Source organism: Paraflavitalea sp. CAU 1676 (assembly GCF_029223285.1).
Lineage (GTDB): Bacteria > Bacteroidota > Bacteroidia > Chitinophagales > Chitinophagaceae > Paraflavitalea.
Genome location: NZ_JARHUJ010000008.1, coordinates 165,240 through 191,759, shown reverse-complemented (window position 1 = coordinate 191,759; position 26,520 = coordinate 165,240). Strand labels below are relative to the sequence as shown.

The following is a 26,520-nucleotide window of genomic DNA, read 5'->3' as shown; positions in this document are numbered from 1 at the left end:
GCAGGCACACCTGCAAGTATGCCCCCAACCTTTAAAATCAAGCATTTATGAAAAACATCTGCCTCGCCCTCTGCTGCCTTGCCCTGTCCCTGTCATCCATTGGCCAGTTAAAAGCCAAAGTAATCTGCCCCGCCTTCGACGTAGACATCCTCGAAGGAAAAGTGAATACCTACAAAGCCACCGCCGGTGCAGGCGAGATCAAGGCGAAATTTCCCTGCTTCACCAGCGCCACTACCGACAGCGCCAAATGCGGGGAAGCGATCTACTTCAAAGACAAAGACATTACTTTTTACACCAGCCGCGACTATATCGAAATCGGCGAAAAGTTCAAAGGAAAACTGAGTGTTCCGCTTATTGGCGCCAGCCGCGGCAGCCTGTTCAAAGTACTCGGCCACCCCAAGATGAAGGATGACACCTGGGACGCTTTTCAGACCGCTTATGGCACCCTTGTTCTCCATTACAACAAGGCCAACAAAGTAAAACTCATCCAGTTTAGCACGAAAGACACCAACACATTAAGCCTATGCGAATAGGCGCCTAACACAAAGAGGCTACTTACGGGTAGCCTCTTTTTTTCCTTCCAACACGGTACATCTGTTATTTTTCCTGTCCCTACTTCAACGCCCCCTTCAACTCATTGGCTGCATACCGCAATGCCGACTGCACTTCGGGAACAGTGGCCAACGGATTGAGCAAGCCATAATCGTGTATCATGCCCTGGCACCTTACCAGCGATACCTTCACACCAGCTTCATTCATTTTACGGGCATAGGCCTCTCCTTCATCGCGCAACACGTCGTTCTCGGCGGTTTGCACCAACGTTGCCGGCAATCCCTTCAACTGGTCGGCTGTTGCCTGCAAGGGAGAAGCATAGATCTCTTTGCGCTTTACTTCATCCGGTGCATAGTGCCCCCAGAACCATTTCATCATGTTCTTCGTAAGAAAACGATCGGTCGCAAATTGATTATAAGAGCCTGTTTCAAAATCAGCATTCGTTACAGGCCAGAACAATAACTGGAACTTCAATTCGGGCCCCTTCTTATCCTTAGCCATCAGTGCTACGGCTGCTGCGAGGTTACCACCCGCACTATTGCCGGCTACTGCCAGTCTCTTACCATCCACGCCTATTTCAGCACCATGCGTTGCCACCCATTTAGTAGCCGCATAACATTCATTCACCGCAACGGGATACCTTGCCTCGGGCGAACGCGTATACTCTGCATGCACTGCTACTGCACCTGAATGAACTACCAGGTCGTGAATGAAGCGCTGGTGCGTTGCAAAATCACCAATCACCCAACCACCGCCGTGGAAAAACATAAAGGCCGGCAGCGCACCTTTTGCGCCCGCAGGCTTCACTACATATAACTTTACGGTGAGTCCATCTTCCGTAATCGTTTTTTCGGTAGTCTCCACACCCGATACATCTACCTGCACCGATGTCTGAGCTCCCTCCAGCACTTTGCGTGCATCGGCGGGCTCCATGGTTTCCATAGGCTTACCGCCGCTGGTATTGAGTGCTTTCAGGAATGACTTTGTTTCGGCTTCGATAGCCGGATCAGCTGCGTAGTCCAATACGGCTGCCACTTTTACCGAATCGGAAGATGGTGATGCGAGGGCCTGGGTTTTATCGCCCTCACCTCCACACGCCGCAAGCAGCAGTACGGGTAACACCAAATAAACGGATGATTTCATTGTTGCTGGTTTTGATAATGATTGATTCTGTGAATACCTGCAAAGCTATAGGCCCACCGGGTCGGGGTCAATTGACAAATGATGGGAAGTCATGTATATTTCCATGCACCAGGCCTACCCCAAATCCTGCCTAAATCAATATCTTTGGTCCATTACTGATCTATTCACCTGCATCCCTGCATTACAGGCTATCGAACAGGGAGGCGACCGGCCTAGTCGACTATACAACTCCTGCTCTCAACCGGCTTATTTATTGTATTCACCAAAAACCTCTGTATGCGTACGATGATCAAGTCTGCGTTGTTATTGTTTGTATGGCAGGTAGCAGGTGCTTTTTATGAAAGCTATGCCTGCACCCGGGTTATGTACAAAGGCCTGAATGATCTTATCCTCACCGCCCGGTCGATGGATTGGAAGGAAGACATTTATCCCAACCTTTGGATCTTCCCGCGGGGCATGAGCAGGAGCGGCGAAGCCGGCCCCAACTCACTGAAGTGGAAATCGAAGTATGGCAGCGTGGTGGCATCAGCCTATGATTTCTGCAGTACCGATGGCATGAATGAAAAGGGGCTCGTGGCCAACCTGCTTTGGCTGGCCGAGTCTGAATACCCTGCCTATGATGGCAAAAAGCCAGGACTTACCATTGCCGCCTGGATCCAGTATGTATTGGACAATTATGCTACCGTAACCGATGTGGTGAAAGAGCTGGAACAGGAAAAATTCATCGTGGTGAGCGACAAGGTACCCGGTGAGGACCGCATGGCCAACCTGCATATGTCGGTATCGGACCCTTCGGGCGACAATGCCATCTTTGAATATGTGAAAGGTAAACTGATCATTCACCACGATAAGCGCTACCAGGTAATGACCAACTCACCCGTTTTCGATAAACAGCTTGCGCTGAATGAATACTGGCACGATATCGGCGGCACCGTTATGTTACCCGGTACCAACCGTGCAGCAGACCGTTTCGTACGGGCTTCCTTTTATACGGAGGCCATTCCTAAAACCGACAATACCCATATCGCGGTAGCCAGTGTTTTCAGCGTGATCCGCAATTGCTCCGTGCCCTACGGCATTACCACGCCCGATCAACCCAATATTTCCTCTACCCGCTGGCGCTCGGTATCGGATCAAAAGAACCTGGTGTATTATTTCGAAACGGTGTTAACACCCAATACGTTTTGGGTGAACCTGAAGGATATCGATTTTTCGGAGAAGGCAGCGGTAAAACGCCTGGGACTTTCAAAAGGAGAAGTATATGCCGGCAATGCCGCGGCGGCGTTTAAAGACAGTCAGCCCTTTAAATTTCTGGGTCTTCAATAATGACAACACTTACCGGCATGGTCGATCGATCATGCCGGTAATGATTCAAGAGCAGCATCCGCTCAAGCCACATGTTGTACCGGATCGGCTTTGAACTCAACGTGGATGGATGTGCCGCGGGCAGAGGAATCGATATCAACCTTTCCCTGAAATGCCTTCATACGAGAATGGAGACTGTGGATGCCCAGCCCATCTGTCTGTTCTAGGTTATCCGGATCGAACCCTTTACCATTGTCTTCTACTGTAATACTCACCATATCGGCATGGATGGCCAGCTGTACTATGGCCCGGGAGGCTTCCGCATGCCTGATCACGTTATTGATCAATTCCTGTATCGTCCGGTACACCATTAGTTCGAAGTGATGATCGAATCGAACGGACTCCCCCAATGACTGGAATGCAACCTCCAATTGATCGCTGTTGAATTTCTGGCAAAATGCCCTGACGGCCTCCTGCAGGCCCTGCTCATGCAATAGCACCGGCAATAAGTTGTGCGCTGTTTCCCGGATCTCGGCCGTAGCATCCTTCAACAAGGTCAACGACTCACGGTAAGCCGGTATGGATGGCAGTTGCCCCACCTGGTGACCCAGCGAATCCATATTGAGCCGTGCAGCCGACAATATGCTGCCCACTCCATCGTGCAGGTTGCGGGCGATACGGGTTCGCTCCCGCTCCTCCCCTTCCATCATGGCCCTGATGGCCAGCAGCTCGTGCTCCTGGCGGATCATGTGCCATTGCAATTTTTGTTTTTGCCGGATGCCCAGCCAAACCAGGGCGCCTATGATCAGGAAGGTAACCATGGCGATCACCGTGATGACGATCCACATGTCCTTCTTCTTCAAGCTAACTTTTTGTTGCTCGATGGCCAGCTGTTGATCGGAGAGTTCCTTATCCTTCTGCAACGAACGGTACTTTGCTTCCAAATCGTTGACCCTGGCCGCCATTTTCTCATTCAGTATGGTATCATTGTACTCCCTGAACTGATCGAAGGCTGCCAGGCTTTCCCTGTTCATGCCAAGTTGGGCATAGACCTTCAGCAGGTGCCCATATACTTTCCACAACCCTTCCTTACTGCCGATCTCTTCTGCGATCGGTTTCGCCTTCAACAAGTATTCTTTGGCTTTCGCCCAACGTTGTTGCGCATAATGAACCTTCACATAACACAGGTACACGTTCATCAGGTAGTAAGGCGTATTGGCGCGAACGGCCAGTGGCTCGGCTTCGCGCAGGTAGTAGGCAGCCGAGTCGGGTTTCTTCAGGTTGATGTAGGAATTGGCCAGGTTGGACCTCACCATGAACCGCGTTACCAGGTTATTTCCCTGATCGGCCATCTTCAATACCTCCAGGTAAATATTGATCCCTTCCCTCTCCCGACCCATAGAGGTAAGCGTTACACTCTTGTTATTGAGCACCCGGCTTAGCAGCGTAGTATCCTTATTCGCACGCGCAATGGTTTCTGCTTTCATGAGGTAATCGAGACTCTTATCAAAACGGCTTATTTCGTGAAAGGTATTGCCGATGCCATCGTACACCTGCGCTACCAGTCGCGTTTCGCCAGCTTTTTCAAATGCATCTACCGCCTTCAGGTAGGCAGTGATGGCGTCTTCAAACTCATCCTGAAAAAAAGCCAGGTTGCCTATATTGTTGTATACTTTACCGGTCTCCAACTGATTGTTCAGGGTAGTGAAATGCGTGAGGGCTTTTTGGTACCAGGAGAGCGAGGTACCGAACGACGCTTTATCGGCATACACTACCCCCATCAACATGGCGCTTTTACCCAGACCATATACGAATTGTTTTTTTTCACTGAGGGCAATGACCTTTTGCAGGATCGGCAGGGCCGTATCATTATCGACATCCATCATTTCATCCGCATACCTGAGCCAGTTGCGGATGCGGGTTGTATCGTCCTTGGCGGCTTTTATCAGCGGTTGGTGCTTGTTGTGAACATCCTGTATTGATTGAGCCCTTACAATGCCGGTGAGCATCGAGAAGAGCCCCATCAGCCAGATCGTTTTGCAGACGGAGGTTGCTATTGGTAGATTCATAATTCAGGCTATCTAAAACTTTTCTAAATTAGGAAGGAAATTGGTTTACAGGGGGCAAAACGACGATGCTCAGCTGGCCGCTTTGGCATTATGGAACTGCTTTACTACAACTCATACAACCATTTTCACAATTGATACAAGACCGGGGTGACTGGGGAGTGCCCTCAAAGTTATCGAAGCAGGAATCGACCGTAGTAAACGATGATGATCACGATCAAGGTTTTTGGGTATAATTGACAAATTTGTCAAATAACGGTCAAAAGCTCCGTTATCAACTTATTAAGGAGAGATTTTATGTGTTGAGAAACAGTATATTGCATTTTTATCGCACATGTTGATCAAGCCCCTCGCCCCACCAAAACTGTATTGCATCCTTTTTGTATTGCTGGCAGCCCTACCCTGCCGGGCCGATACATTGACGATACGCTCCAGCGATCAGGCCGCCGTCATTACAAAGCTGGCGCCCTATTTCGAGGTGTGGGAAGATGTTACCAAACAATCCGACACCGCCAATGCCCACGAGCATCGTGCAGCATTCATTCCCCTTCAGCAATTAAAACAACAATCGCCCACCAGCTATTATTGGTTGCGTATGCCGCTCAGCAATGCTACTGCTGCTGATGCCGATATGATCCTTTCTTTTCACCACCTCACTTACGTGGATGCCTACCTCTACGATCATGGCAGGCTGGTCATTCATAAACAGGTGGGCGCTTTCCGTCCTAAAAAATTCATTGCACCATACGATGGCCGGCAGTTCGCGGCCCTCCACCTGCAGGCAGGGCACCATTATGAGCTTTTACTTAAAGTACATCATAGCAAACACTACTGGCCTGTATTCGATTTCACGTTGCAGCAACGCGAACCCTATATGGCCCAGGCGATGATGTCCCGCGTTGTAGAAGCATGGCCACAGGGCGCAGTGATCCTGTTCTTTATCTACACCCTGCTCTCCTGGGCCGTAAGCCGCTTCAGACCTTATCTCTGGTTACTCTGCTTTATTGCGGGCATCGGCATGTATGGGTTCTGCACCCGCGGATATTTCATCGACTGGTTTACGCCCAACCATCCGGAAACCGGCTGGTATTTCAACTTTACTTTCGTACACCTGGGTAGTTTTGGTATTTATATGCTGCTGATGGATTTCTGGCAAATGAAACAATACAATCCCAAGTTGTTCCGGGTGGGTATTTTGCTTGTTCTTGGTCTGGGCATGCTGTCTGTTGTTCAACTGGGCATCGATCACTTTACCGGCAATTTCGCGCTGGCCAATAAGATCAACCTCTATCTATCGGTGTTTCCGCTCAGCTTTATCGCCTGCTCGCTCTGGAAATGCTGGCACCGCCTTACAAGGGCTCAGCGCTACCTCGCCTACGGTTTAGGGCTCTTCTTTCTTTCGGCGATCTACACCGTGCTCAGCTCGGCGCTCATTAAGGAGAAGGCCCTGTTGCCCACTCCTTACATTTCCAACATCACGACGATGGCTGTGTTTCTGTTGTTCGCCACCGGACTGAAGGAAGCGTTACGGCAGCATGAGATCGATAAGCATGAAGCCCTGGAGGAGCTCAATACCCTACAGCAGTTCCAAAATGCGATACTCGAAAAGAAGGTGGAAGCGCGCACTTCGGAACTCATGATCTCTAACAGAACACTTACCGAACAAAAGGCGTTGCTGGCCGACCGGGCTTCGAAGATCGAAACCCTGATCAACGAACTCAATCACCGGGTGAAGAATAATCTCCAGTTGTTGTATGGACTGAACAGTCTGCAGGTGCCGATGATCAAAGACGAAGCCTCCCGTGAAATACTGCGCGGTAATATGGGTAAGATCAAAGCGATGATGCTGGTAAATGAAAAGCTTTTCCGTTTTGAAGAACAAACTTCCGTAAAAGCCCATGATTTCGCTACCGAACTGGCCGATCACCTGCAGCGCATCTATGACAGTCGCAGCCGCATTCGCATCCTGCAGGATATCGACCGCAACCTGCTGCTGCAGGGCAAACAGGCTTTATCGTTTGGACTGATCCTTACCGAACTGCTGACCAACTCCTTCAAATACGCTTTCATCGATCATTCCGACCCGACCATCCGGATCACTATGCAGCAATCCGATGAGCACAATATGCTGTTTACCTATTCGGATAACGGCGCGGGGATCAGTCATCGCGAGCAGGGCGTGCCGGTGACCATGGGTGTTTCATTGATCCATGACCTGGCACGGCAAATGAACGGCTCGATCAACGTAACGAATGGACAGGGTTTAACTTATCAGTTTCAAATTCCACTATAAGCATGGTACGTGTACTTATTATCGAAGACGAGATCATCATTGCCCGGTTTATCGAACAACAGCTGTTGTCGTCCTTTCCCTGCACCACGCGCATTGCCGTGTCGGTAAAGGAGGCGCAGGCGGCCATGGCCGACATGCTCCCCCACCTGTTGTTGTGCGACATCAACCTGCAGGACAATCAATCGGGCATTGCGTTGGTGACCGAATTACGCGAGCAATATGCCTTTGAGGTGATCTTTATTTCCTCGTACCAGAACCGCAGCATCATCGAACAGGCTTCGGCCATCAACCCCGCCAACTATATTCTCAAACCGGTGGATGAAGCGCAGTTGTTTGCCGGCGTACAGCTGGTCATGAACAGGATCAGTCAGAATACGACTATGGGCGAGCGCATCACCCATGCCACTACCCTATTCAATACCACTGAGCGCAGCATCCTTCAATTGATCCGCGATCAAAAGACGACCAAGGAAATTGCGCAGGAGCTATTCCTGAGCCCCTATACCATCAAGAACCACCGCCACAACATTTGCCGCAAGCTGCAACTGGAAGAAGGGAATAATGCCCTGTTGAAGTGGGTGATGCAGAATCATCACTTGTTGTAAACCTCCCCAAGCCAGTTTCATTCATGCCTTATTCATACCTCATTCGCTCCTTCTTTTGGTATACTGCGCTTTAACACCGAATGAAACAATAATGAAACACGAAGGAAAAGCGAAGGAAACGTATGGAAGAAGCGAGCCAGGCAGGTAGTTGGTACAAACTGGATCTATTGCCTTGTACTGAAAAATCGGCGCTAAACCCCTTTTTTGGAGGCCCCCAAATGTCACTAAATGTCACGGAAAGTCACTAAATGCCACGGAAAGCCACAGATTGCCACGGGTGCAGCCAGGCCCTGACTTTTTCGTGATGTGCCAGGCTTAACTTTAAGTAAAACATAGCACATGGCACGACTTAACTACATTCCGCCTTTTACCGGTACGGTGGGGCCGGTAACAATTTACTATATGCGTGAAAAGTACTTTGTGCGGACACGCAGTTCGCTCACCGCCAAAAGAGTAAAGAAAGATCCCGCCTTTCGCAATTTCATGAAACATGCCGACTGGATGGCTGTAGCGTCGCCTATTGCATCAGCAGTCTATTGGCAGGTACCGCCTCCCTTCAGAAAAAAGTCGTTGTTCCGCAAGCTGGTAGGCCAGGCGCAAACCTGGTTGAAGTACGGATGGAAGGCATCCGATGTCTATGAATACCTTCTGCAACAGTATGCAGGCGTGCAGGTAATTGCAGAGGAAGAGCCCCCAACCCCGCTGCGTAAACATGTCGGCGGTCGTGGTGGTTCAGCGAACGCAACTATAAAAAACTTATCCGAAAACGACGAGTGTTTCGAGCTGCGTGCCTGGCGTCAGCGCGACAAACAATTCAGGGTTCAATACTGCCGACCTATGGCTCCATACGACCGGATCAGGGGCTTACCGTTCCCTGCCTGACCGATCCATCAAATAGCCGATATTTGCACCCTTATGGACCAGGCAGCACACCATACAGCTACCCCACCCGGAGCCGACGCACGTTTCAAGCGGTTTATCATCGACCAGCTTAACGACACTGCAATCGCGCAACGCAGCCCCGGCGCGAATTATATCGAGCCCCGGGAGTACCAGCTCATTTCGCCCCATAGCCTGGAGCCCGACCATGGCATTTTCATCAACCGCCTGGCTTATCCCATATTTCCTCCCGTGACTGTACTGCGGCAGGATCAGCAACTATTGATCTCCTGCACCTGCAACCCCGATGATCAAAAACTTTGCACCCATGAAGCACAGGTTCTCACGGCGCTGCTAAGACGCGATGACCTCGGTGCCTTCTTCTTTCCACAGGTTCGCCTGGAGAAGCTGAAAAAGTTTGCGGCGGATTATGGTCTGGCCACCGTAGATAACCTGGATGATTTTTTCAGTATTCAATACGAGAACAACAAACTAACCATTACGGCTACGCAGGCTTCCCTGCTGGCCGTGAACCCCGACTCTTTGCAGGCGCTACAGCAGCTGCTGTACCCGGCAACCGACGAGTTGCCTGCAAGCGTCCCGCAGGCCGAAGGCAAAACGACCATCATTGTTCTCAAACAACATAAATACCATAAGCACCTATTAGTGGAGTTGTACAGCGCCGGGCAATCCAAAGACGGCAAGATCAAGAATCCGTTAACTCCCCTGGCTCCGCTCGATCTTGCCTGGACCCTCGACGATCCTGATCACCTGAAGTTCTATACAGCCATTCATAAATTCCAGATCCATCCGGCAGCCAAACGATCCACCTCCGACCTCAAGGCCCTGAAAGCCATTATCCGGAACCCGGCACGCTATCGTTTTTACCTGCACCATCCGGAGGTGTCGGAGAATGTCACTGCCACCTCTGTTACACCTGTAAGAACCGCCTTGTTACCTGGCGGAATCAACATCAGCGTATCGCAGGAAGGCGCTTTTTACACCGTACACGGCAAACTTCAGTTGTCCGACAGAGAACTATCCCTGAAAGACGCCCAGCTACGTTTCAACTGGTTTCTGCAGGCTGATAACACCTTATACCTCATCGATCAGCTGCCGGCGCTGGGAATGATCGAACTGCTGAAAAAAAGAGACCATTTCCTGATCCACAGCAATAAGTACAGTGAGTTCAAAACACAGCTGCTGGAAAAGCTCGAAGACAAACTCGACATCGATTATCAATATATTCCTGAAGCCACGCCAGCCGATATGGCGCGCACGCCCAACGGCAACAAGCTGGAGCGTATCATTTACCTCTCTGACCTGAAGAATTTTGTGATGATCATTCCGGTGATCCGCTACGGCGAAGTAGAGATCCCCATCCGTACCAAAAGGCTCGTGCATACCACCGATGCCAAGGGGAAGGATGTGCTTATTCCACGCAATGACGATGCGGAACGCGCATTTACGGCATTGATCCTTAGCCAGCATCCACACTTCGACGAACAGCAGGAAAACGACCTGCATTACTGGTACTTGCACCGTGACCGTTTTCTTTCCGAAGATTGGTTCCTCCAGGCTTTTGAGGTGTGGGAAAAAGAAGGCATCACGGTGCTCGGCTTCAACGAGCTTGATAACAATCGCGTTAACCCCCACCGCGTCAAGGTCGACATCAAAGTGCTTACGGGCATCAATTGGTTCAATGCTGACATACGGGTAAAGTTTGGTAAACAAAAGGCTTCCCTCAAACAGGTATACAAATCCATCCGCAACCACAACAAGTATGTTCAGCTCGGAGACGGCACCCAGGGCATACTGCCGGAAGAGTGGATCAAGAAGTTTACGGACTATTTCAACAATGCGGAGGTGATCGACGAGTCGACCATCCGGATCAATAAGATCAATCTATCGGCCGTTGAACAACTGTACGAAGCCGCCCTGCCGGATGAAGCCATAGAAATGGAAATACAGGCTTATCGGGAAAAACTGAGTGGTGTACAAGACATCAAAGCCGTTGAGGAACCTGTAGAGCTGCATGGCATTCTGCGGCCCTACCAACGTGAGGGACTCAACTGGCTCAATTTCCTCGACGAACTGAATTTCGGTGGTTGTCTGGCCGATGATATGGGATTGGGTAAATCGATCCAGATCATTGCCTTTATTCTTTCGCAAAGGCACAAGGTTAAGCACAACACCAACCTGCTGGTAGTGCCATCGACGCTCATTTTTAACTGGCAACAGGAAGTAGAGCGCTTTGCGCCCTCCATCAAAATTTGTACTGTCCATGGAGCAGGCCGCATCAAAAACACCGAATCGTTTGAAGAGTATGAGCTCATCCTTACTTCATATGGCACCTTGCTGTCGGATATTTCATTTTTGAAAGACTATACGTTCAATTACGTTTTCCTCGACGAATCGCAGAACATCAAAAACCCCGAAACGCAGCGATATAAATCCGTACGACTGCTCAATGCCCGCAATCGCATCGCGATTACCGGCACGCCCATCGAAAACAATACCTTCGACCTGTTCAGCCAACTATCGTTTGCCTGTCCCGGCCTGCTGGGCAGCAAACAATATTTCAAAGATGTATTCTCTGTGCCAATCGATTCGTTCAAGAACAGTAAAAGGGCTATCGAGTTGCACCAGAAAGTAAAGCCATTTATCCTGCGCCGAACAAAAGATGAAGTAGCGCCCGAACTGCCCGATAAAACAGAGATGGTGGTGTATTGCGAAATGGATGAAGAGCAACGCGGCATTTACGATGCTTATGAAAAAGAGTTCAGGGAATACATTTCTGCCACTACCGACGATCAGTTGAAAAAGAACCCCATGAACGTACTGAAGGGCCTCACCAGGCTAAGGCAGATCTGCGATGCGCCAGCCCTGCTGGGTGATGACGCCCTTACGGGTCATAGCTCGGCCAAGATCAATACCCTGCTGGAACAGATCGAAGACAAATCACCCAACCATAAGATCCTGGTGTTCTCACAATTTGTAACCATGCTGGACCTCATCGCTGAACAATTGAAGAAAAGGGATATCGGGTACGAAATGCTTACCGGCAGTACGCGCAACCGTGGTGCGGTGGTCAATGCCTTTCAAACCAATCCGAACAGCCGCGTATTCCTGATAAGCCTTAAGGCCGGGGGCACAGGTCTTAACCTTACAGAGGCCGACTATGTTTACCTGATAGATCCCTGGTGGAATCCTGCTGTAGAGAACCAGGCCATCGACCGCGCGCATCGCATCGGGCAGGATAAGAAGGTGATCGCCATCCGGCTCATCTGTGCGGACACCGTAGAAGAAAAGATCATGCAGATGCAGGAAACCAAGCAATCGCTGGCCGACGACCTCATCAAAACCGGCAATGCCCTGGTGCCTGCTTTATCCAAACAGGAGTTGTTACAATTACTAAGCTTTCAACCAGCGTAATAAAAAAAGCCCGGCAGTGTATGCCGGGCGACAAGGTTTATGGCTGATTAATGGTTAATCTTATGGGTTACCCAATATAACGGGTGTTTTACCGTCGGTAATGATCACTTTGTTGTTGGTATTGCGGATCGCTTCAATCCATTGTTCCTGCAATACGCGGGGCTCCAGGCCGGTGGCTTTTACCCGGTTAGCTTCGGCCTCGATCTTTGCTTTCTCCAGTTGCATACGCGCTACTTCCAGTTCGTTCTTCACCTGCTCGGCCTGCTGAATGGCATTGTTGCGTTTTTCAATCGCTGCGACCATGGAGGCGGGTGGCTTCAGGCCGGAGGTCAGCGTCAACAGGTTGAAGAACTTGGCTCCAAACTCATCGCGCAAGCGCTTTTCCACTGCCTTTTCGAAAGCATTGAGGTTGTTCATGAGGCTATCGGTACTGTAGCTGCGACCTTCTTCACGATAGGCATTCACCACCATCTGATTCAATACATTGCTTTCGATATTGTCCATCATGAGATTGGGATCGTCCACGCCAAGGTGTTTATAATGGAAGATGATATCTACACCGTGGCCACGGGTAGCGGAATAGGTATAGGTAGGGTCTACACTGAAGGAACCCGCATCCTTAGCCGTAATGTTCACTTCGGAAGGGTCGGCCTTTTGTTCCCACATAGGCACCTGGAACAACTCGGAACCCGGACCAAGAATACCTTGTGCGCCGGTCACTGCTTTAAAGTCTTCGCGACCATTGCGGCCATAGTTTTCCATCTTAACCCCCTCGAAGTTGGGCAATACCCTGTTACAGGTACAGGCAGTAACGCTGACGAGTGAAAAGAATACCATTACATGTAAAAGTCTACTTGGTTTCATTGTTTATCGGGTTGTTTTTTGTTTGAATATTTTGCGATAGGGAAAGATGACGAGCAGCAGCCCGTGCGCGATCATACTGATCCAACTCAGTTTGGGTGTGTCTGACTGATACAGTGAAATATGCGTAAGGATGATAAAAAAGTTAACCACCCCAAATAACAGTATAAATAGAATTGTCTTTTGCATACATATTGGTAGTAAAGGCTGTCATTTTATTACAACTTTAACGAAAAAAGGCAGGACGCAGCGCCCTGCTTATCATTATAAAGCCTTGTAATTAAGCACTCAACTCACTCATATGGCGTATCTTACAATTCAATTAGTAACCACGCAGTTTATACATGGAAACGATCTTAGGCATTACAGGCATTGCTATCATGGCGTTTTTATTGTCGCTAGCTTTTAGAAAAAGAAAAGTGGTGACTGGCTTGTCATTAGACACCGTTAAAGGTCTCCTGAAGGAACATGTTGCTTTTTACCGCCGGCTCGATGAAAACCATCAAGTCGCTTTCGAGGCACGCGTGATGCGTTTCCTGGAGCGTGTACACATTACCGGCGTCAATACGACGGTGGAGGATGTGGACAGGGTGCTGGTAGCCGCCGGCGCCATCATTCCTATTTTTGCGTTTCCCGATTGGGAGTATCGCAACATTCATGAGGTGGTACTTTATCCGGGTTCCTTCAATGAAGAATATAGCCAGGATGGCAATGGCCGCAATATATTGGGCATGGTAGGCACAGGACCCATGCAAAACCAGATGATCTTATCGCAGGAAAATGTGCGGCAGGGCTTTCGTGCGGGAAGCGATAAGCACAATACAGCCATCCATGAATTTGTGCATTTAGTCGATAAATCGGATGGAGCTACTGATGGATTGCCCGAAGCCCTGATACCACACCAGTATGCTAAGCCCTGGCTTAGACGCATTCACGAAGAAATGCAATTGATCAAACAAGGCAGGTCGGATATCAATTATTATGGTACTACGAATGAAGCGGAGTTCCTGGCGGTAGTGTCGGAGTATTTCTTTGAAAAGCCTGCGGAAATGGAGCAAAGGCATCCGGAGCTGTATGCTTTACTGAAGTCGATCTTTATGCCAGCTTCTGTAGAGGAAAAATAACCCTGCCCAATGTGCGAGCAGGGTACGGATATCAATATACAACGGTTGCATCGGCCAGCAGTACTTCGCTGATGGCATTCCATCGTTTTGTAGACAATACCTCGCGCGCCATGCGGATGTGGAGGTCAAATAAAGGCTTGGGGGCTTTTTGTTTGATGCCCGAAAGCCAGGCAAGCAGTTCCTGGTTGTTGCCCGCTCCCATCATCCGTTTGCTTTGATCGAAGAGGTCTTCTGCCGGTATGGTGGCCACCAATGATTGTGTGATCTGCATCAGTTCGGGATCGCTGAAGTATTCCCACAATACAGCATTCAATTCATCCTCTTCTTTATTCATGTGCGTAAGATTGAACGCAATGAAATCATTGAAGGTGAGAAAAATATGCCGGCCGAGGGCGATCATCTCCGCAGGATCATTTGTCTTCTCCCAGGCTTCCATGGATTCCCGGATGCTTTCGGCCAGTGCATGGTCGGCTACATGTTCGTTCTCGAAACTGTCTACGAGTTCCTTGTTGTACCGGGCTATGGCCGGAAGTATGAAAGTGTCCTCATGCTGAGCGTGCTTGTCGAAGTAATACAATATCTTCTCCAATAGGTACATTGTATGTTCGGCCTCTTCGCGGCACTCGAAATCAGTTTGTTGTATCAGGTTAGCTGTTTCATACAGCATTGACCTGAGCGCCTTGTGAATGAGGTTGAAAATGTTATACCGTGCCTTTTCCATCTGAAATGATTTTGACTTTCGTTAATGGCGTAAAATTCCACCAATAGACCATGCCGGGAATACGGCGTTTGAACTAATTGCTATTATCCTGTCATTAATTCTCCAAATGTGGCAATGATCTGCTATAAGCAAAAGTCATGAAAATCACAGACTGTTCAGTTCATTAACCCGTAACAAGTTGGTATACCGGTAACTCAATGGAATTTTTGTCCCTTCGCCAGCATATCTATAATAGCTTCCATACGTCGCTGCCTGGTTTCGGGTTTCTTGGCAGTTTGCAATCGCCAGGAGATGGCGAACAGGTTGGTTTTATTGAGGGTTTGAAAAAAAGTGTAGGCGGCCTTGTTCTTCTTGATGCTGGCCAGAAAATCGTCAGGGATAGAGCTGTTGGCCGGAGAATCGTAGGCCTGGGCCCAGCGGCCATCGGCTTTGGCTGCTTCAATTTCTTTCGTGCCGGCCGGCTGCATGCGGCCTTCTTTTATAAGCCGTGCAACGTTGTCGATATTCTTTTTGGACCAGATGCTTTTGGAGCGTCGGGGCGTGAATCGTTGCAGGAAGGAATGTTCGTCGTATTTGTTGGCTACGCCATCGATCCAGCCGTGACAAAGCATCACGTCGAGCGCATCGGCGCGGCTGATGGTGTTGCTGCCGGCGCCTTTCTTGAAGACGCGCACCCATATGCCTTTTTCTTTTTGGTGATGGGTGGCCATCCAGGCTTCCAGGTCGGCCAGCGATTCGAATGAGCGTACCTGGAGGTCGTCCTGGATGCTGCGGGGAGGGATGGCGGTGGATTTCGGGGCGGCGCTTTTGGCGGCCGCTTTAGTGGCGGGAACGGGTTTGACTTTTGCCGCTTTTTTGGGGGCATTTCGGGGCTCCTTAGTCACCAACGAAGGTTTAGTCGTTTTTGCTTTTTTCGTGGTTTCCCGGGCACCTGCAGACGCTTTGGCGACACGTGCTGGCGCTGGCACTGTTTTGCCGGATGATTTCTTTTTGGAAGGCATGGCTAATGATTGAGGGGATCAAATTAAACAATTATTTGATCTCCCTACCTCCCCCCACTCACGCCACCTCAACAATCCACTTTTCCGCCACTACCGGATCGCTAAAATAATGCTCATTGTCCCGGCTATAGTTGTTCTCATACAGGTTGATCTTGGTCTCGTCCTGGTGCACATGCACAGCGGCCCGGCAGCGGATACCCCTGGTGGTACTGATAGGCAGGTCAGCAGCTTCGTCAAACAGATCGAGGTAACCCACGCGCCAGCCGTATTTTGAGAGTGTTAAGGGAACGATATTGCGAAACCGTTTATGAGCCTCGAAATTGACGGCTTTGAATCCATGCAGGTTCACGAATATTTTAAATGTTCCGTTTTCAGCTACCTGATCGAGCGCTTCAAACAGGGATTGCTCCCACCGCTCAACATCTTCAATATCCACATTGCCCGAAATTTGTGTACTGATCAATTGTGTGGCAGGATCCCAGGTAGTATTCGTTATTTTTCCCATAACTGTTGTTGCATTTGTGTATCCGAAATTATGCGTTTGTCCTATGACCACAGCGGGCCACTTGTATGAATGGCGCGTAATCCTGCTTTACCTGTAGCAAAAGGGCTACCTGAGTTTGGAACCAGGCGCGAAGAATCGAGTTTCCGATATATGCCCCTGCCCTACTCCGTCACTTCGAACTTCTTAGTCGCCAGTTCCTGTCCGTTGATCACGACCGACAAAGTATGCACACCCGCATAATGCTTGCGGGTTGTCAGGTTACGGAATGACTGTGCCCGTTTAAAAGCTACCGTTTTGTGCGGTTGATATATATTCTCAGTGATCTTGAATAATTTCCTGCTGGCCTTGCCGCCTGATTTCACATAATCGATTCCATACTCTACCCGCAGTTTGATGGGCTGATCTCCTTTGTTGGTAAGCTCGAAGGCAAAAAGCAGCGTACTGCCGATGCCAATGCTTTTATCAGTGATCTTTAGCTTGTCGACCACTACCTTATCGGCCACCGCCAATCCGAACAACTTCATGGCCTGGGGATTCGCTTTGCGCAGCAAGGTGCGACTGCCGTGCTTGATAATCCAATCCGTGCGGGGCGATTTTCCCTGCCAACGCTTCACCAGGTCCAGCACGATGTCTACATTATCCTTCGCTATGTCATTGAGGTTATTGGCCACGCTTTTACGCACAAACTCAGCAGGGTCGTCTTTCAGATTCTCGAGAATGGGAAGAATCGTCGAAGGATCCTTCTTCAAAGCCGGCAGCGCCATGGCCCAGGGCAGTCGCGGCCGGCATCCCTCACTCGACAACCTGCGCACATGAAAACTTTCATGCTTTGACCACTTCAGCATTTGTTTCATCGCCTTGGCCTGGTAACGAATGATAAAGGGGCGGATGGCAAATTCGCAACTAATGAACTGGGTAATGAATTCAATAGCTTCCATGGAGGTATCGTAGTGATCGATGCCGTATTTCTCGACATACTCCGTGAAGATCATGTGTTCGAGCGCTCCATTTTTCCCTTCTTTGCGTAAAGCATCGATGATCTTATACAGTTGCTTTACAGCTATATCATAATTGGCAGGCATAAAACCATGCAGGGTCTCTGCAATATGCTTCATGCGCTGCTTCAGCTCCCTGGCTTCCCAGTCTTTGTCGTATATCTTTTTAAGGAATTGCTTCTTGTCGAAGTCTTTGAGTGTTTTGGAAAGTACACTGGTGAGCCCGTTAAAGAAAGTATCGTTGTAGAGGTTTTTGAATGGTTCCACGCTTGCCCGGTTTAGGCTGCAATATAGGAATTCGCTGTTTGTGAGAGGACGTCTTTAAAACATCATGGTAAACGACGGACACCGGCAGTAAACGCTATGATAGGATTGTAGACCAGCAATTGGTCGATATCGGCCTTTGTGAAGTCTTTGCTCTTCAACAAAGGGATCAGCTTAGTAAACAGTGCGGTAAAACCAATGAACTCACCGCCTGCAGGTTTAGCGGGATCGTACCAGCCGGCATCGTGTGAGATAAGGACCCGGTGAAGCAGCCGGCGCTCTTTGAGCTCCGTTAGCAGGGAGACGTATTGTTCCGGCTTGCCCCAACCGATGGCGTCCAGGCTAACCCAGGCGCCCATAGTGGCCGCTTTGATATGTTGCTCGATATTGTCTTCAGCCTGCGCATGCACCCAAACAAATGTATCCGGCTGCAGACCGGCGGCCTTTAGAATTTCCAGTTGTTCAAACGCTGCTGGTGCTTTACCTGTGTGCGAACAAATGGTGAGGCCTGTAGCAAGATGGGTAATGGCAGCTGCGCGCACGATCTTCTGATGCAATGCCGATAGCTTACCTTCATCGACACTGATCTTAATAAAGCCAGGCCGCACATCGGTTCCTTCAATGCCTTCCTTGGCTTCCCTGATCCATCGCAGCGCCAGTTGCTGATCGGTTTCGGTATGTGCCCAGGCCGGCAAATGTTTATTCTTGATAGCACCATAGTATCCGGTATTGGTAACGATGTGCAATCCGGTTTTCTCAGCGATCGTTTTGAGCAATACAGGATCGCGGCCCAGAAATGCAGGGGTGCAGTCGAAGAAGGTCTTTACCCCTTGCGCCTTCATCTCTTCCAGGTAGGGCATTACCTTTTTGATCACTTCTTCCCGGTTCCAACGGTCATAGCTGATCTTGTCAGCTCCAATAAAATCTACCAGGATATGTTCGTGAATCAGTGTAGCTCCCATAGCCGATGAAATTATCGGTCCGGTTACCGTCATGAGCGTAGCGGGCGATTTCACTCCATCAAGCTGCGCCAAGGCGGCTTGAACTCCTTTGGTTGTTGCAAGAACGCAACCACCTACACTAGTGAGCAGAAATTGGCGGCGGGAGAAAGGCATGGCGTGAAGGTAAGTGACTTTCTCAATACTTCACTCCCCACAAAGTCACGGGCCCCACCAGGCCAGAAGGTTGCAAAGCATCCCCGGGTTTATAAGAATTTACCGGCGACCAGGTTTTGCGTTGTGCCTCGGGTAAACGGCTGTCGCCAATAAGCCGGTTGACCCAGGTATTAACGACCGTTATTTCCAGTTTATTCTCCCCCTGCTTCAAGGCAGGAGTAATGTCTACCTGCCATGGCGCCGTCCAAACAGTACCCAATTCTTGTCCGTTTACCTTTAACGAGGCCATGTTATATACCACGCCCAGATTCAACAATACATGCTCTCCCTTGGGCAAACTATTAATAGAAAATGTAGTCTTATAAATCGCGTTCCCGGAGTAGTGCTTGATCGCGTCCTGCGAGTGCGTGCTCCAATCTTCGAGCTTGGTAAACGTGACAGGTTTTGCTGGCCCCTTCATGGCAGTATCGAACTGCACCGTCCAGGGTCTTGCATGCATTTGCAGGGGTTTTAGCTTGGGGAAGTTAACCCCCGGTATCTTGCCAATAGCCGGTCTTCTGAACACAATAAAGGCGCTTTGCAATGGTTCCAGCTTTAACGGCACCAAGGTATGCCTTCCCTCGATTGTATACTCCGGCAACGACCGCATGCTGCCGGTAACAGCATCCCACCACTCCGGTTGCAGACCTGTAACGCGGAAAGCGGGTTCAAACGCCACCGCTTGTTCGGTTTGATTGGTAATAAAGTATATCTCTGCTCCCGGGGCCGACCTGTGCGCGTACAACACGTTCGTTGCGGTATTGCTGATGAAGTCGGGCCCTGTTTGCACCAGGGCAAGCGCCTCCTTCATCGAGACACCCCGCAGCACCATGCCTTTTCCGAATGTACCGTGCTTTACCTGGTCTCCGTCAATTCCATTCCACAATTCAGCAGCGGTGCGCTGTACCTGCATATCGGCAGCCGGGTAGTTTTGCAATCCCGGCGCTCTTTGGGGAGGCGCACCAATGACTACAGCTCCCGCCTGCACTAATTCTCTGATCTTATTGAGTACACCCGGCCGCATCGTCGCCAATGGCGGCAATACCAGTAAGCGATAGGATACGCCATCGGGCAATACCAAACGACCATCCTTCACAGTTAGCCTGGCAATGGCTTCGCCGTTGATATAGTCGAACTGGTAACCTGGGGGTATCTCAGGATCACGCACGCCCGTCATCTTGGGCGCATCTTCCCCAATGAAATAAGCGATATCACTCACCGGTTTTCCTTGTTGCAGCAGAAAATTACAGCGGCGTATATAATCGATGAATGCTTTACTTTGATCGAACCAGGTATTATGCCGGTTGAACTCGGTGCCAAACCAGGCATTGATACCTGGTAACTTTTCATCGTCGGGCTGATGAATGTAGACGTGTAGCAAGGTATTGTTCACGCCTTCAGTAAACGACCAGTCGCCACGCTTTTTCAATAAGGCAGGATATCGTGCAAAGGTGTGGCCGGCCGACGTAAAGGATTCGGCAGACACTTTAGTTTTACCATAGGTATGGGCCGAAGATGAAGCCGCCCTGTTTTCGATACTACCGAGGTCCCCCTCATTCCAGAATTCGCCAGCCACTTCATCGGCCTGCCCGCCATACTGGAGGAATTCACCGGGAAAGCCCCAATGGCCATAGTTCTCCAGCCACAGCTTCATACCATGCTGGTTTGCCTGTGTACGCAGTCCGCCCACATAATGATAGGCCACCCTGTCGGCAATGAGCCGGCGCAGGTCCCATAAAAAGCGGTCAGACATTTCCGCGCTCCCCACGATCCTGCCCGACAGTACCGGCAGCCAACGCAAAGGATCATACCCCATCGCCGTTTTGAAATCAGCGATCATATCATCGGTCCAGTTCTGCGACCCAGTTTCATAACTATCGGCCACCAGCCATTTCAGGGCAGACCGGTGTTCCGGTGCAATCTTCTGTTGTATCGCTCCGGCAAATGCCTCAAAATGATGGGGCAGCATGGCCTTGTTCATTTTATCGACTTCGAGCCCCTGGCCTTCTTTGGTGGCCGGACTGTTCGTTACGCCCGTTGGCACCATGCCATACCGCACAATGATCCAATCACCTTTCGGCACATTCCAGTGCAGCACTCCATTGGGAGAAAGCTGGCGCGTGAGGTCCATCACTTTGCCGGCATCTACCACCCCCTCTTTCCCGTCGGGTTCCGGTTGTCCGGGCCACTGGTATTCATTCCACATGGGCAATGGCGTCTGGAACATCTTCGCCAGCTGCTTTTCCATATAGAGATCCACTACCGGTGCAGCACCAATCTTTATTTCCGCCAATCCCGCTTTGCCGCGAATATTGGTCAGCAATAACCGGAATACTTTTGCAGTCGATGAACGCAGTGCAACAGATACCGGCGCAAAGGGAATAAAGCCCACATTGAGCTGTGGGTTACTCCGGTTAAGGTCAAACTCGCTGATGGTGGTAAAGTTGTTCCCATCGCCCGCCTGCAATATCACTCTTGCATGAAATGGGGTGGCAGCAGGATACAACACGATGCTGCGCGCCGTGAATGACTTGGTGAGTGCAAGGTCGATCTGCACCTCCTTAGTTTTATCGGGAAATATTACTGCTGTTTGACTGCTCTTATCGACAAGTTTCTGCAGATCGCTGAGTGGAATGGAGGCAGTGACAACTGGTTGATAGTTCGCTATTTCTTCTTCCTCCTGTGCCGGCATGGGGAACGCCATGATGGCCACCGATTGAAAATTTTCCTTTTCAACCGGCAAGGGTATCGATATTTTTTTGGGTCCCTTTACACGCCATTCAACCGAAGTAAGGTACCGCATGCTCTCGGCAGGCTTTACCCAGGGGCCACCTGATTGACTCCAGCCCGGACTGTTGAACAACCCTATCTCCATGCCATTTTGCGAAGCAGTGCGTAGTGCAGCTTCTGTGGCCTGCCACCAGTTGTCGGAAAACAATGGACTGTTTCCATACGGTATCTCTTCTTTCGACAGGCCGATATTGCCAATGAATGCCCTGCCAATGCCAATACGGTGCATGGCTTCAAGGTCCCTGACCACTCCCTGCGGCGACACCTGATCATTCAGCCAATACCAATACACACCAGGCTTCACCGAATCGGGCGGCTGACGAAATCCATGCTCCAGCGAACTCATAACAGGCGCTACCTTTTGAGCAGCCGTCCAAACCGGGCTACTGAACATCAACAGGGAAACAAGGGCGAAGGGCTTAGTATATTGCATGAGCCGCGTAATATACTGCGAAAATGCGAGGGAGACAATGGGGGAAGGGAACGATCAACTATCATCGCAACATGGCTTCAGGAAATGAAGACCTCACTTACTATCCTGGCTTGACAGCTGATGACGCACGCACGATGATCTCTGGTTGCAGCACCAGTTTGCGTGGCGGTAATTTAGATGAACCCTTTTTCTGCAACAACTCGAAAAACAGGGTGGCTGCCTCCTCCCCCATACGAACTGTATGTTGGTTCACAGTAGACAATGAAGGCGTTAAGTATTCGCTGAACTTCTCATTGGCGAAACCGATGATCGCAACATCTTCCGGTATACGTAAGCCTGCCTCTTTGATCGTCTGGATGGCGCCCAGTGCTGTAAAGTCTTCTACCGCAAACAGGGCATCGGGGTTCCGGGACAGCAGGTTTTTCATGCACTCCCTGCCCGATTCAATGCTTACTTTTCCATACGCAATGAGGTCGTCATCTACGGCTATGTTGTGCACGTTGAGTGCATCGATGTATCCGCGCAGGCGCTGGTTGAAATTGGTAACGTGCTGCTGACCGCCGATATGAGCAATTCGCCGGCAGCCCTGTTGAATGAGGTGGCTCGTGGCATCGAAGGCGCCCTGGTAATCATTGACCACTACCGAAGGCACCTGCAGCGATTCGTGCGCCCGATCGAACAGCACCAAAGGAACACCTTTGCTTTTCAGGTCGGCATAGTGCTTCAGGTTGATCGTTTCTTTGGATATAGATGCCAGCACGCCATCTACCCGGGAATGCAAAAATGTTTGCACCGCCTTTTTCTCCAGCTCATATTGTTCATTGCTTTGGTACAACAATACATTGTAACCATTTCTGCTGGCAACTTTCTCTATGCCATGGATAACAGATCCAAAGAAATTGATCTCGGCACTGGGTATGATAACGCCAATGATCTTCGACCGGCCCAAACGAAGGGAAGAAGCGATCTTATTGGGCTGATAATTCATGCGCCGGGCAGCCTGCTTCACGGCTTCGCGCGTAGCGATACTGATGGCAGGATGATCGTTCAGTGCCCGGGAAACGGTGGCAGCAGCCACATTGAGTTCCCGCGCGATATCCAGTATAGTAGTTCTCACAATAGGTTCACTCATGCTTATCTGGTTATTGGATGTTATGCCTGGCGCAGCTTGCTGCAGCCGCCATAAGTGCCGGCTTTATTGTATCTGAGCGATCAGCAGTTGAAGTTGCTCCCGCTTCGAGAAATCTGTATTATGTTCCTTTACCCATGCCTGAATGACATCCTTTTTTGCCGGAACGAGTTTACTGAGCTGTTGCAGATTCTTGATGGGATGGTATTTATTGTCCTTATAGAGGTAATAAGCCACTTTCGTATTCACCTTAAAGTCATCGGGTAGTTTCATGGCATACACAGTGCCATTGCCATGCAAGGATTTCATGGTATTGGAGGCGGAGGTATTGGAAGATGATCCGTATCCGGATGAAACGCCTTCCTCCTGCACGGCACATACGTATTCTGCAAAAACGGGGTAACTGTTACCGGCAATCCACTCGTAAAACTTCTTATCGGCAGGAATGAATCTATGCCCAACGATAACGACTGAATCTACATTTTCGGGATTGGCAATCGCCATGGGCTGGCCATTCTCTTCAAAGATCATTTCGCGCGTGAGCGCATTGTAGTTCAGTTTTCTTTCCGATACTTCACCGGAACGCAGGTATACTTTGCCGGAAAGGAATTGTTCAAAGACGTAATGAGAGAGAGATGATCCCAACACCTGGTTGGCAGATTGGGCTTGTGTGCGGGCAGCCGCCAGGAGAAAAAGGAAGCAGATAGCTTTTTTCATAGACAAGTTAGTTTTGGCAATCGTTAAAAGTGAGTACCGGCGCTGGCAAACAGCACCGGTACTCAATAAGGTTATTTATCCAACAGTTTGATAAAATATCCACCCACCACACTGCGTGCCTGGAAACCTACCTGCTTGCCATCAGTCGTTTCATGCCAGTCGCTCAGCGGTACGCGGCTGGATGTTTCTGCGGCATACTTGTACAGGGGTTGTACCAACGCATTCCAATCCTGCTGATTATTGGTAAGGGCTGCGGTCCACATGATCCAGTCGGACTTTGTATAGGTCCTTCTGCTATCGAGCGGCAATCCGTAGGCCTGCTGTTTCGTGAGGTAATACTTTACTTCTTTGTCGTATACTTCTTTCGGGAATACATTCAGGTGAAGAACTTTGTCCCACACCAGGTTGTATTTCTGGCTCCAGGTGCCCTTGCGATCGAAAGCCAATGTATAGTGATCGCCATCGCCCGACAACTGCATCCACCTTTTAGCCATAGCAACTGCTGTATCGTGGTATTTCTTTTCAGTAGCAGCATCTCCCAGTTGGCCAGCCAGCATGGCGTAACCCGCAATACCTACAATTGCTTTTACAGAGAGATTGGCGTTGCGTGCCATATGGCCGGCAAAGTCATCCGTGCACAATTGGTTCGCAGGATCAAAGCCATCCTTTACCAGGTATTCTACCCAGGTGCTGAGGGTGTTCCAATGTTTCCTGGCATAATTGGCATTACCTTCTGCTTTGGCGATAGCTGCCGTAAGGATGATCATATTACCAGCCTCTTCTACCGGCATGTCTTCACCATAAAGCTGACCATTGGCTAGCGGATAGGTGCCCAGATCGTGAGCCGGGAAAGGCTTGCTCCATTTACCGCTTTCGCTGTAATAGAAGATGCCATTGAGCATACCCTTCAACAGTTCCGGATTGTACGCCAGGTACAACGGAGCCGAAGGATAAGTAACGTCTACCGTATTGATACAGCCATTGCTGTAGTTCTCTTTGGAAAGGAAGAGTATCTCGCCGCGCGAATCCTTCAGCACTTTATGGGCCGATACACTTTGACGGTAAGCCAGCTCGCACAATTGGGCGTACTGCTCGCCACCGGCTTTCAATGTTTCGTTGTAGAGCTTACGGTTGAACTGGTCGCACTGTGCCAGGATGCTTTTTTCCTCTTTCGCAGCCAGTGCTATTTCCTGTTCGATGGTATTACCTTTCTGTGTCCACCAGGCTTTCAGGTTTTGTCCGAAATACTGGATGGAATACAGGTCATCGTAACCTACGAGGATGGTACGCGCCATCGGCGCATTCTTTGCAGCAGTCCCACTCAGGATGGTGTTGACCATCAGCTGGGTGCCTTCCAGTTTAGTAGCTCTTTTGATCTTAGCTGCACTGAATGCATTCACCGCTTCTGCAACGGTAGATACATATTGTGTTGCCAGGTCTTTCTCGGGCACAGCCACATAGAGATAACCCCAGTCGATGCGCAGGTCATCACCCTTCTTCTTCAGGATAGGCTGCTCGGTAGTTCCCATCTTCAGGATCGAGAGTCCTTGTGCATTATATTGCTCAGCTGCCACGGGCTGCGCGGGCGTGTTGGTAGCCAGGGCCGAAGAGGCGCCGAAATAAACCTGCACCTTATGGCTTGCTCCGTCTGTTGAACTAACTGAAGTATGCACGTATGTTACCGGACGCGATACCAGGTCGATGTTATCGGGCAGCAAGGGAGAAGTAAAGGAAAGTGTGAGCTTGGTTTTGCCAGCTGTGAAACGATAAATAGTTTGGGTAGCATTGACGGTTACATCTTCCTGGGTCGCCAGCTTGATGTTGCCGCCAGGCTGCAACTTGGGTTCATCGACGATACCTGCATCTACCATCGCTCCGCCAGCAGTATTAGCAACGTGAATAGCCAATACATTTTTTCCTTTTACCAGTTTGCGGCGCGCCGATTCTGGTATGGCGAAGTATTGAAACTTGTTCAGCCATCCTACGTGACTATATATCTTCTCTCCATTCAGATAAACCTCGGCATTGTCGTCATGGTTGAGCTTGAGGAAGAGTTTATTGGAGTTGATGTCTTCGAGCGTGAAAGTGCGGCGCACCCAGATGTTCTTGCTTCTCCACAGGGTGCCTCCGCCAGAACGATTGTCGGTAAACGGCGCTGCTCCTTTCTTCCAGGATTGGTCGTCGAATTCCTTTTCCGACCAGCCTGTGGCAGGCTCTGCTTCGGTAAAAGCCATCTCATATGCTTTCTCGTCGGAGGCCGGCAAGATTGACTTATAGACCTTTCCGGGCGCGCCCATAAAACGATATACTGTACCATCCACATTGATGAGACCGAGCATAGATTGTTCGGAGCCCGTCCAATGTTTGGTGGGGGATGCATTCAATTGATTGGTAGCCGACCACACGCTGAAATAGGGATCGTGGGTGATCAACGGGTAGGCAGGTGCACGCATTTCCTGTGCCATCACGCTGCCGATCTGCAGCGCCATCATTCCTAACGCCAGTGCTTTCTTCATGATTTGCTTTTCTTTTTTGAGTAGTTACTTTA

At 49.9% G+C, this 26,520-nt stretch carries 19 protein-coding genes; 7 read left to right on the top strand and 12 right to left on the bottom strand.

Going from position 1 to position 26,520, the window contains the following annotated elements; genetic code table 11:
• Window positions 1–47 precede the first annotated feature (47 nt).
• Entirely contained in the window at window positions 48–533 is a 486-nt protein-coding gene (locus P2H89_RS25660; protein WP_275832429.1) for a hypothetical protein, read from the top strand.
• A 79-nt stretch (window positions 534–612) separates the two neighbouring features.
• Here the strand turns inward: P2H89_RS25660 and P2H89_RS25655 are convergent, their stop codons facing one another.
• Window positions 613–1,695: an alpha/beta hydrolase gene (locus P2H89_RS25655; RefSeq protein ID WP_275832427.1), complete on the bottom strand. Its 1,083-nt coding sequence runs from the start codon at window positions 1,693–1,695 to the stop codon at window positions 613–615.
• 276 nt (window positions 1,696–1,971) lie between these two features.
• Here P2H89_RS25655 and P2H89_RS25650 point away from each other — a divergent pair, with 276 nt between their 5' ends.
• A complete protein-coding gene (locus P2H89_RS25650) occupies window positions 1,972–3,021 on the top strand; it encodes a linear amide C-N hydrolase (protein ID WP_275832425.1) in 1,050 nt (349 codons plus the stop codon).
• A 62-nt stretch (window positions 3,022–3,083) separates the two neighbouring features.
• Here the strand turns inward: P2H89_RS25650 and P2H89_RS25645 are convergent, their stop codons facing one another.
• Window positions 3,084–5,069: a tetratricopeptide repeat-containing sensor histidine kinase gene (locus P2H89_RS25645; protein ID WP_275832423.1), complete on the bottom strand. Its 1,986-nt coding sequence runs from the start codon at window positions 5,067–5,069 to the stop codon at window positions 3,084–3,086.
• Window positions 5,070–5,400: 331 nt separating this feature from the next.
• On the opposite strand from P2H89_RS25645, the gene P2H89_RS25640 reads away from it, so the two are divergent.
• The 4 genes from P2H89_RS25640 to P2H89_RS25625 all read left to right on the top strand — a co-directional run bounded on the left by P2H89_RS25640 (window position 5,401) and on the right by P2H89_RS25625 (window position 12,278).
• On the top strand, window positions 5,401–7,359 hold the full coding sequence (locus tag P2H89_RS25640; protein WP_275832421.1) for a histidine kinase dimerization/phosphoacceptor domain -containing protein: 1,959 nt from the start codon (window positions 5,401–5,403) through the stop codon (window positions 7,357–7,359).
• Between the two features lie 2 nt (window positions 7,360–7,361).
• Window positions 7,362–7,964 carry a DNA-binding response regulator gene (locus P2H89_RS25635; protein WP_275832419.1) on the top strand — a complete coding sequence of 201 codons (603 nt, stop codon included), beginning with the start codon at window positions 7,362–7,364 and terminating at the stop codon, window positions 7,962–7,964.
• Between the two features lie 339 nt (window positions 7,965–8,303).
• A complete protein-coding gene (locus P2H89_RS25630) occupies window positions 8,304–8,846 on the top strand; it encodes a hypothetical protein (RefSeq protein WP_275832417.1) in 543 nt (180 codons plus the stop codon).
• Between the two features lie 33 nt (window positions 8,847–8,879).
• Window positions 8,880–12,278: a DEAD/DEAH box helicase gene (locus P2H89_RS25625; protein ID WP_275832415.1), complete on the top strand. Its 3,399-nt coding sequence runs from the start codon at window positions 8,880–8,882 to the stop codon at window positions 12,276–12,278.
• 60 nt (window positions 12,279–12,338) lie between these two features.
• Here the strand turns inward: P2H89_RS25625 and P2H89_RS25620 are convergent, their stop codons facing one another.
• Window positions 12,339–13,142 carry an SPFH domain-containing protein gene (locus tag P2H89_RS25620; protein ID WP_275832413.1) on the bottom strand — a complete coding sequence of 268 codons (804 nt, stop codon included), beginning with the start codon at window positions 13,140–13,142 and terminating at the stop codon, window positions 12,339–12,341.
• Window positions 13,143–13,483: 341 nt separating this feature from the next.
• Here P2H89_RS25620 and P2H89_RS25615 point away from each other — a divergent pair, with 341 nt between their 5' ends.
• A complete protein-coding gene (locus P2H89_RS25615) occupies window positions 13,484–14,263 on the top strand; it encodes a M90 family metallopeptidase (protein ID WP_275832410.1) in 780 nt (259 codons plus the stop codon).
• Between the two features lie 31 nt (window positions 14,264–14,294).
• On the opposite strand, the gene P2H89_RS25610 is transcribed toward P2H89_RS25615, so the two are convergent.
• The 9 genes from P2H89_RS25610 to P2H89_RS25570 form a co-directional block, all read right to left on the bottom strand.
• Window positions 14,295–14,984 carry a hemerythrin domain-containing protein gene (locus P2H89_RS25610; RefSeq protein WP_275832408.1) on the bottom strand — a complete coding sequence of 230 codons (690 nt, stop codon included), beginning with the start codon at window positions 14,982–14,984 and terminating at the stop codon, window positions 14,295–14,297.
• A gap of 194 nt (window positions 14,985–15,178) precedes the next feature.
• Window positions 15,179–15,985: a YdeI/OmpD-associated family protein gene (locus P2H89_RS25605; RefSeq protein WP_275832406.1), complete on the bottom strand. Its 807-nt coding sequence runs from the start codon at window positions 15,983–15,985 to the stop codon at window positions 15,179–15,181.
• Window positions 15,986–16,043: 58 nt separating this feature from the next.
• Complete coding sequence (locus P2H89_RS25600) at window positions 16,044–16,490, bottom strand: hypothetical protein (protein WP_275832404.1); 447 nt, start codon at window positions 16,488–16,490, stop codon at window positions 16,044–16,046.
• Window positions 16,491–16,651: 161 nt separating this feature from the next.
• Entirely contained in the window at window positions 16,652–17,752 is a 1,101-nt protein-coding gene (locus P2H89_RS25595; RefSeq protein ID WP_275832402.1) for a DNA alkylation repair protein, read from the bottom strand.
• Between the two features lie 62 nt (window positions 17,753–17,814).
• Window positions 17,815–18,711, bottom strand: a complete 897-nt coding sequence (locus tag P2H89_RS25590; RefSeq protein ID WP_275832400.1) for a hypothetical protein — start codon at window positions 18,709–18,711, stop codon at window positions 17,815–17,817.
• 175 nt (window positions 18,712–18,886) lie between these two features.
• On the bottom strand, window positions 18,887–22,126 hold the full coding sequence (locus P2H89_RS25585) for a glycosyl hydrolase (protein ID WP_275832398.1): 3,240 nt from the start codon (window positions 22,124–22,126) through the stop codon (window positions 18,887–18,889).
• Window positions 22,127–22,226: 100 nt separating this feature from the next.
• Entirely contained in the window at window positions 22,227–23,258 is a 1,032-nt protein-coding gene (locus P2H89_RS25580) for a LacI family DNA-binding transcriptional regulator (protein ID WP_275832396.1), read from the bottom strand.
• Between the two features lie 63 nt (window positions 23,259–23,321).
• The gene (locus P2H89_RS25575; protein WP_275832394.1) at window positions 23,322–23,972 is read right to left on the bottom strand and encodes a hypothetical protein; all 651 of its coding nucleotides are present in this window, start codon (window positions 23,970–23,972) and stop codon (window positions 23,322–23,324) included.
• 71 nt (window positions 23,973–24,043) lie between these two features.
• Complete coding sequence (locus P2H89_RS25570) at window positions 24,044–26,488, bottom strand: glutaminase family protein (RefSeq protein WP_275832392.1); 2,445 nt, start codon at window positions 26,486–26,488, stop codon at window positions 24,044–24,046.
• Between the last annotated feature and the right edge of the window lie 32 nt (window positions 26,489–26,520).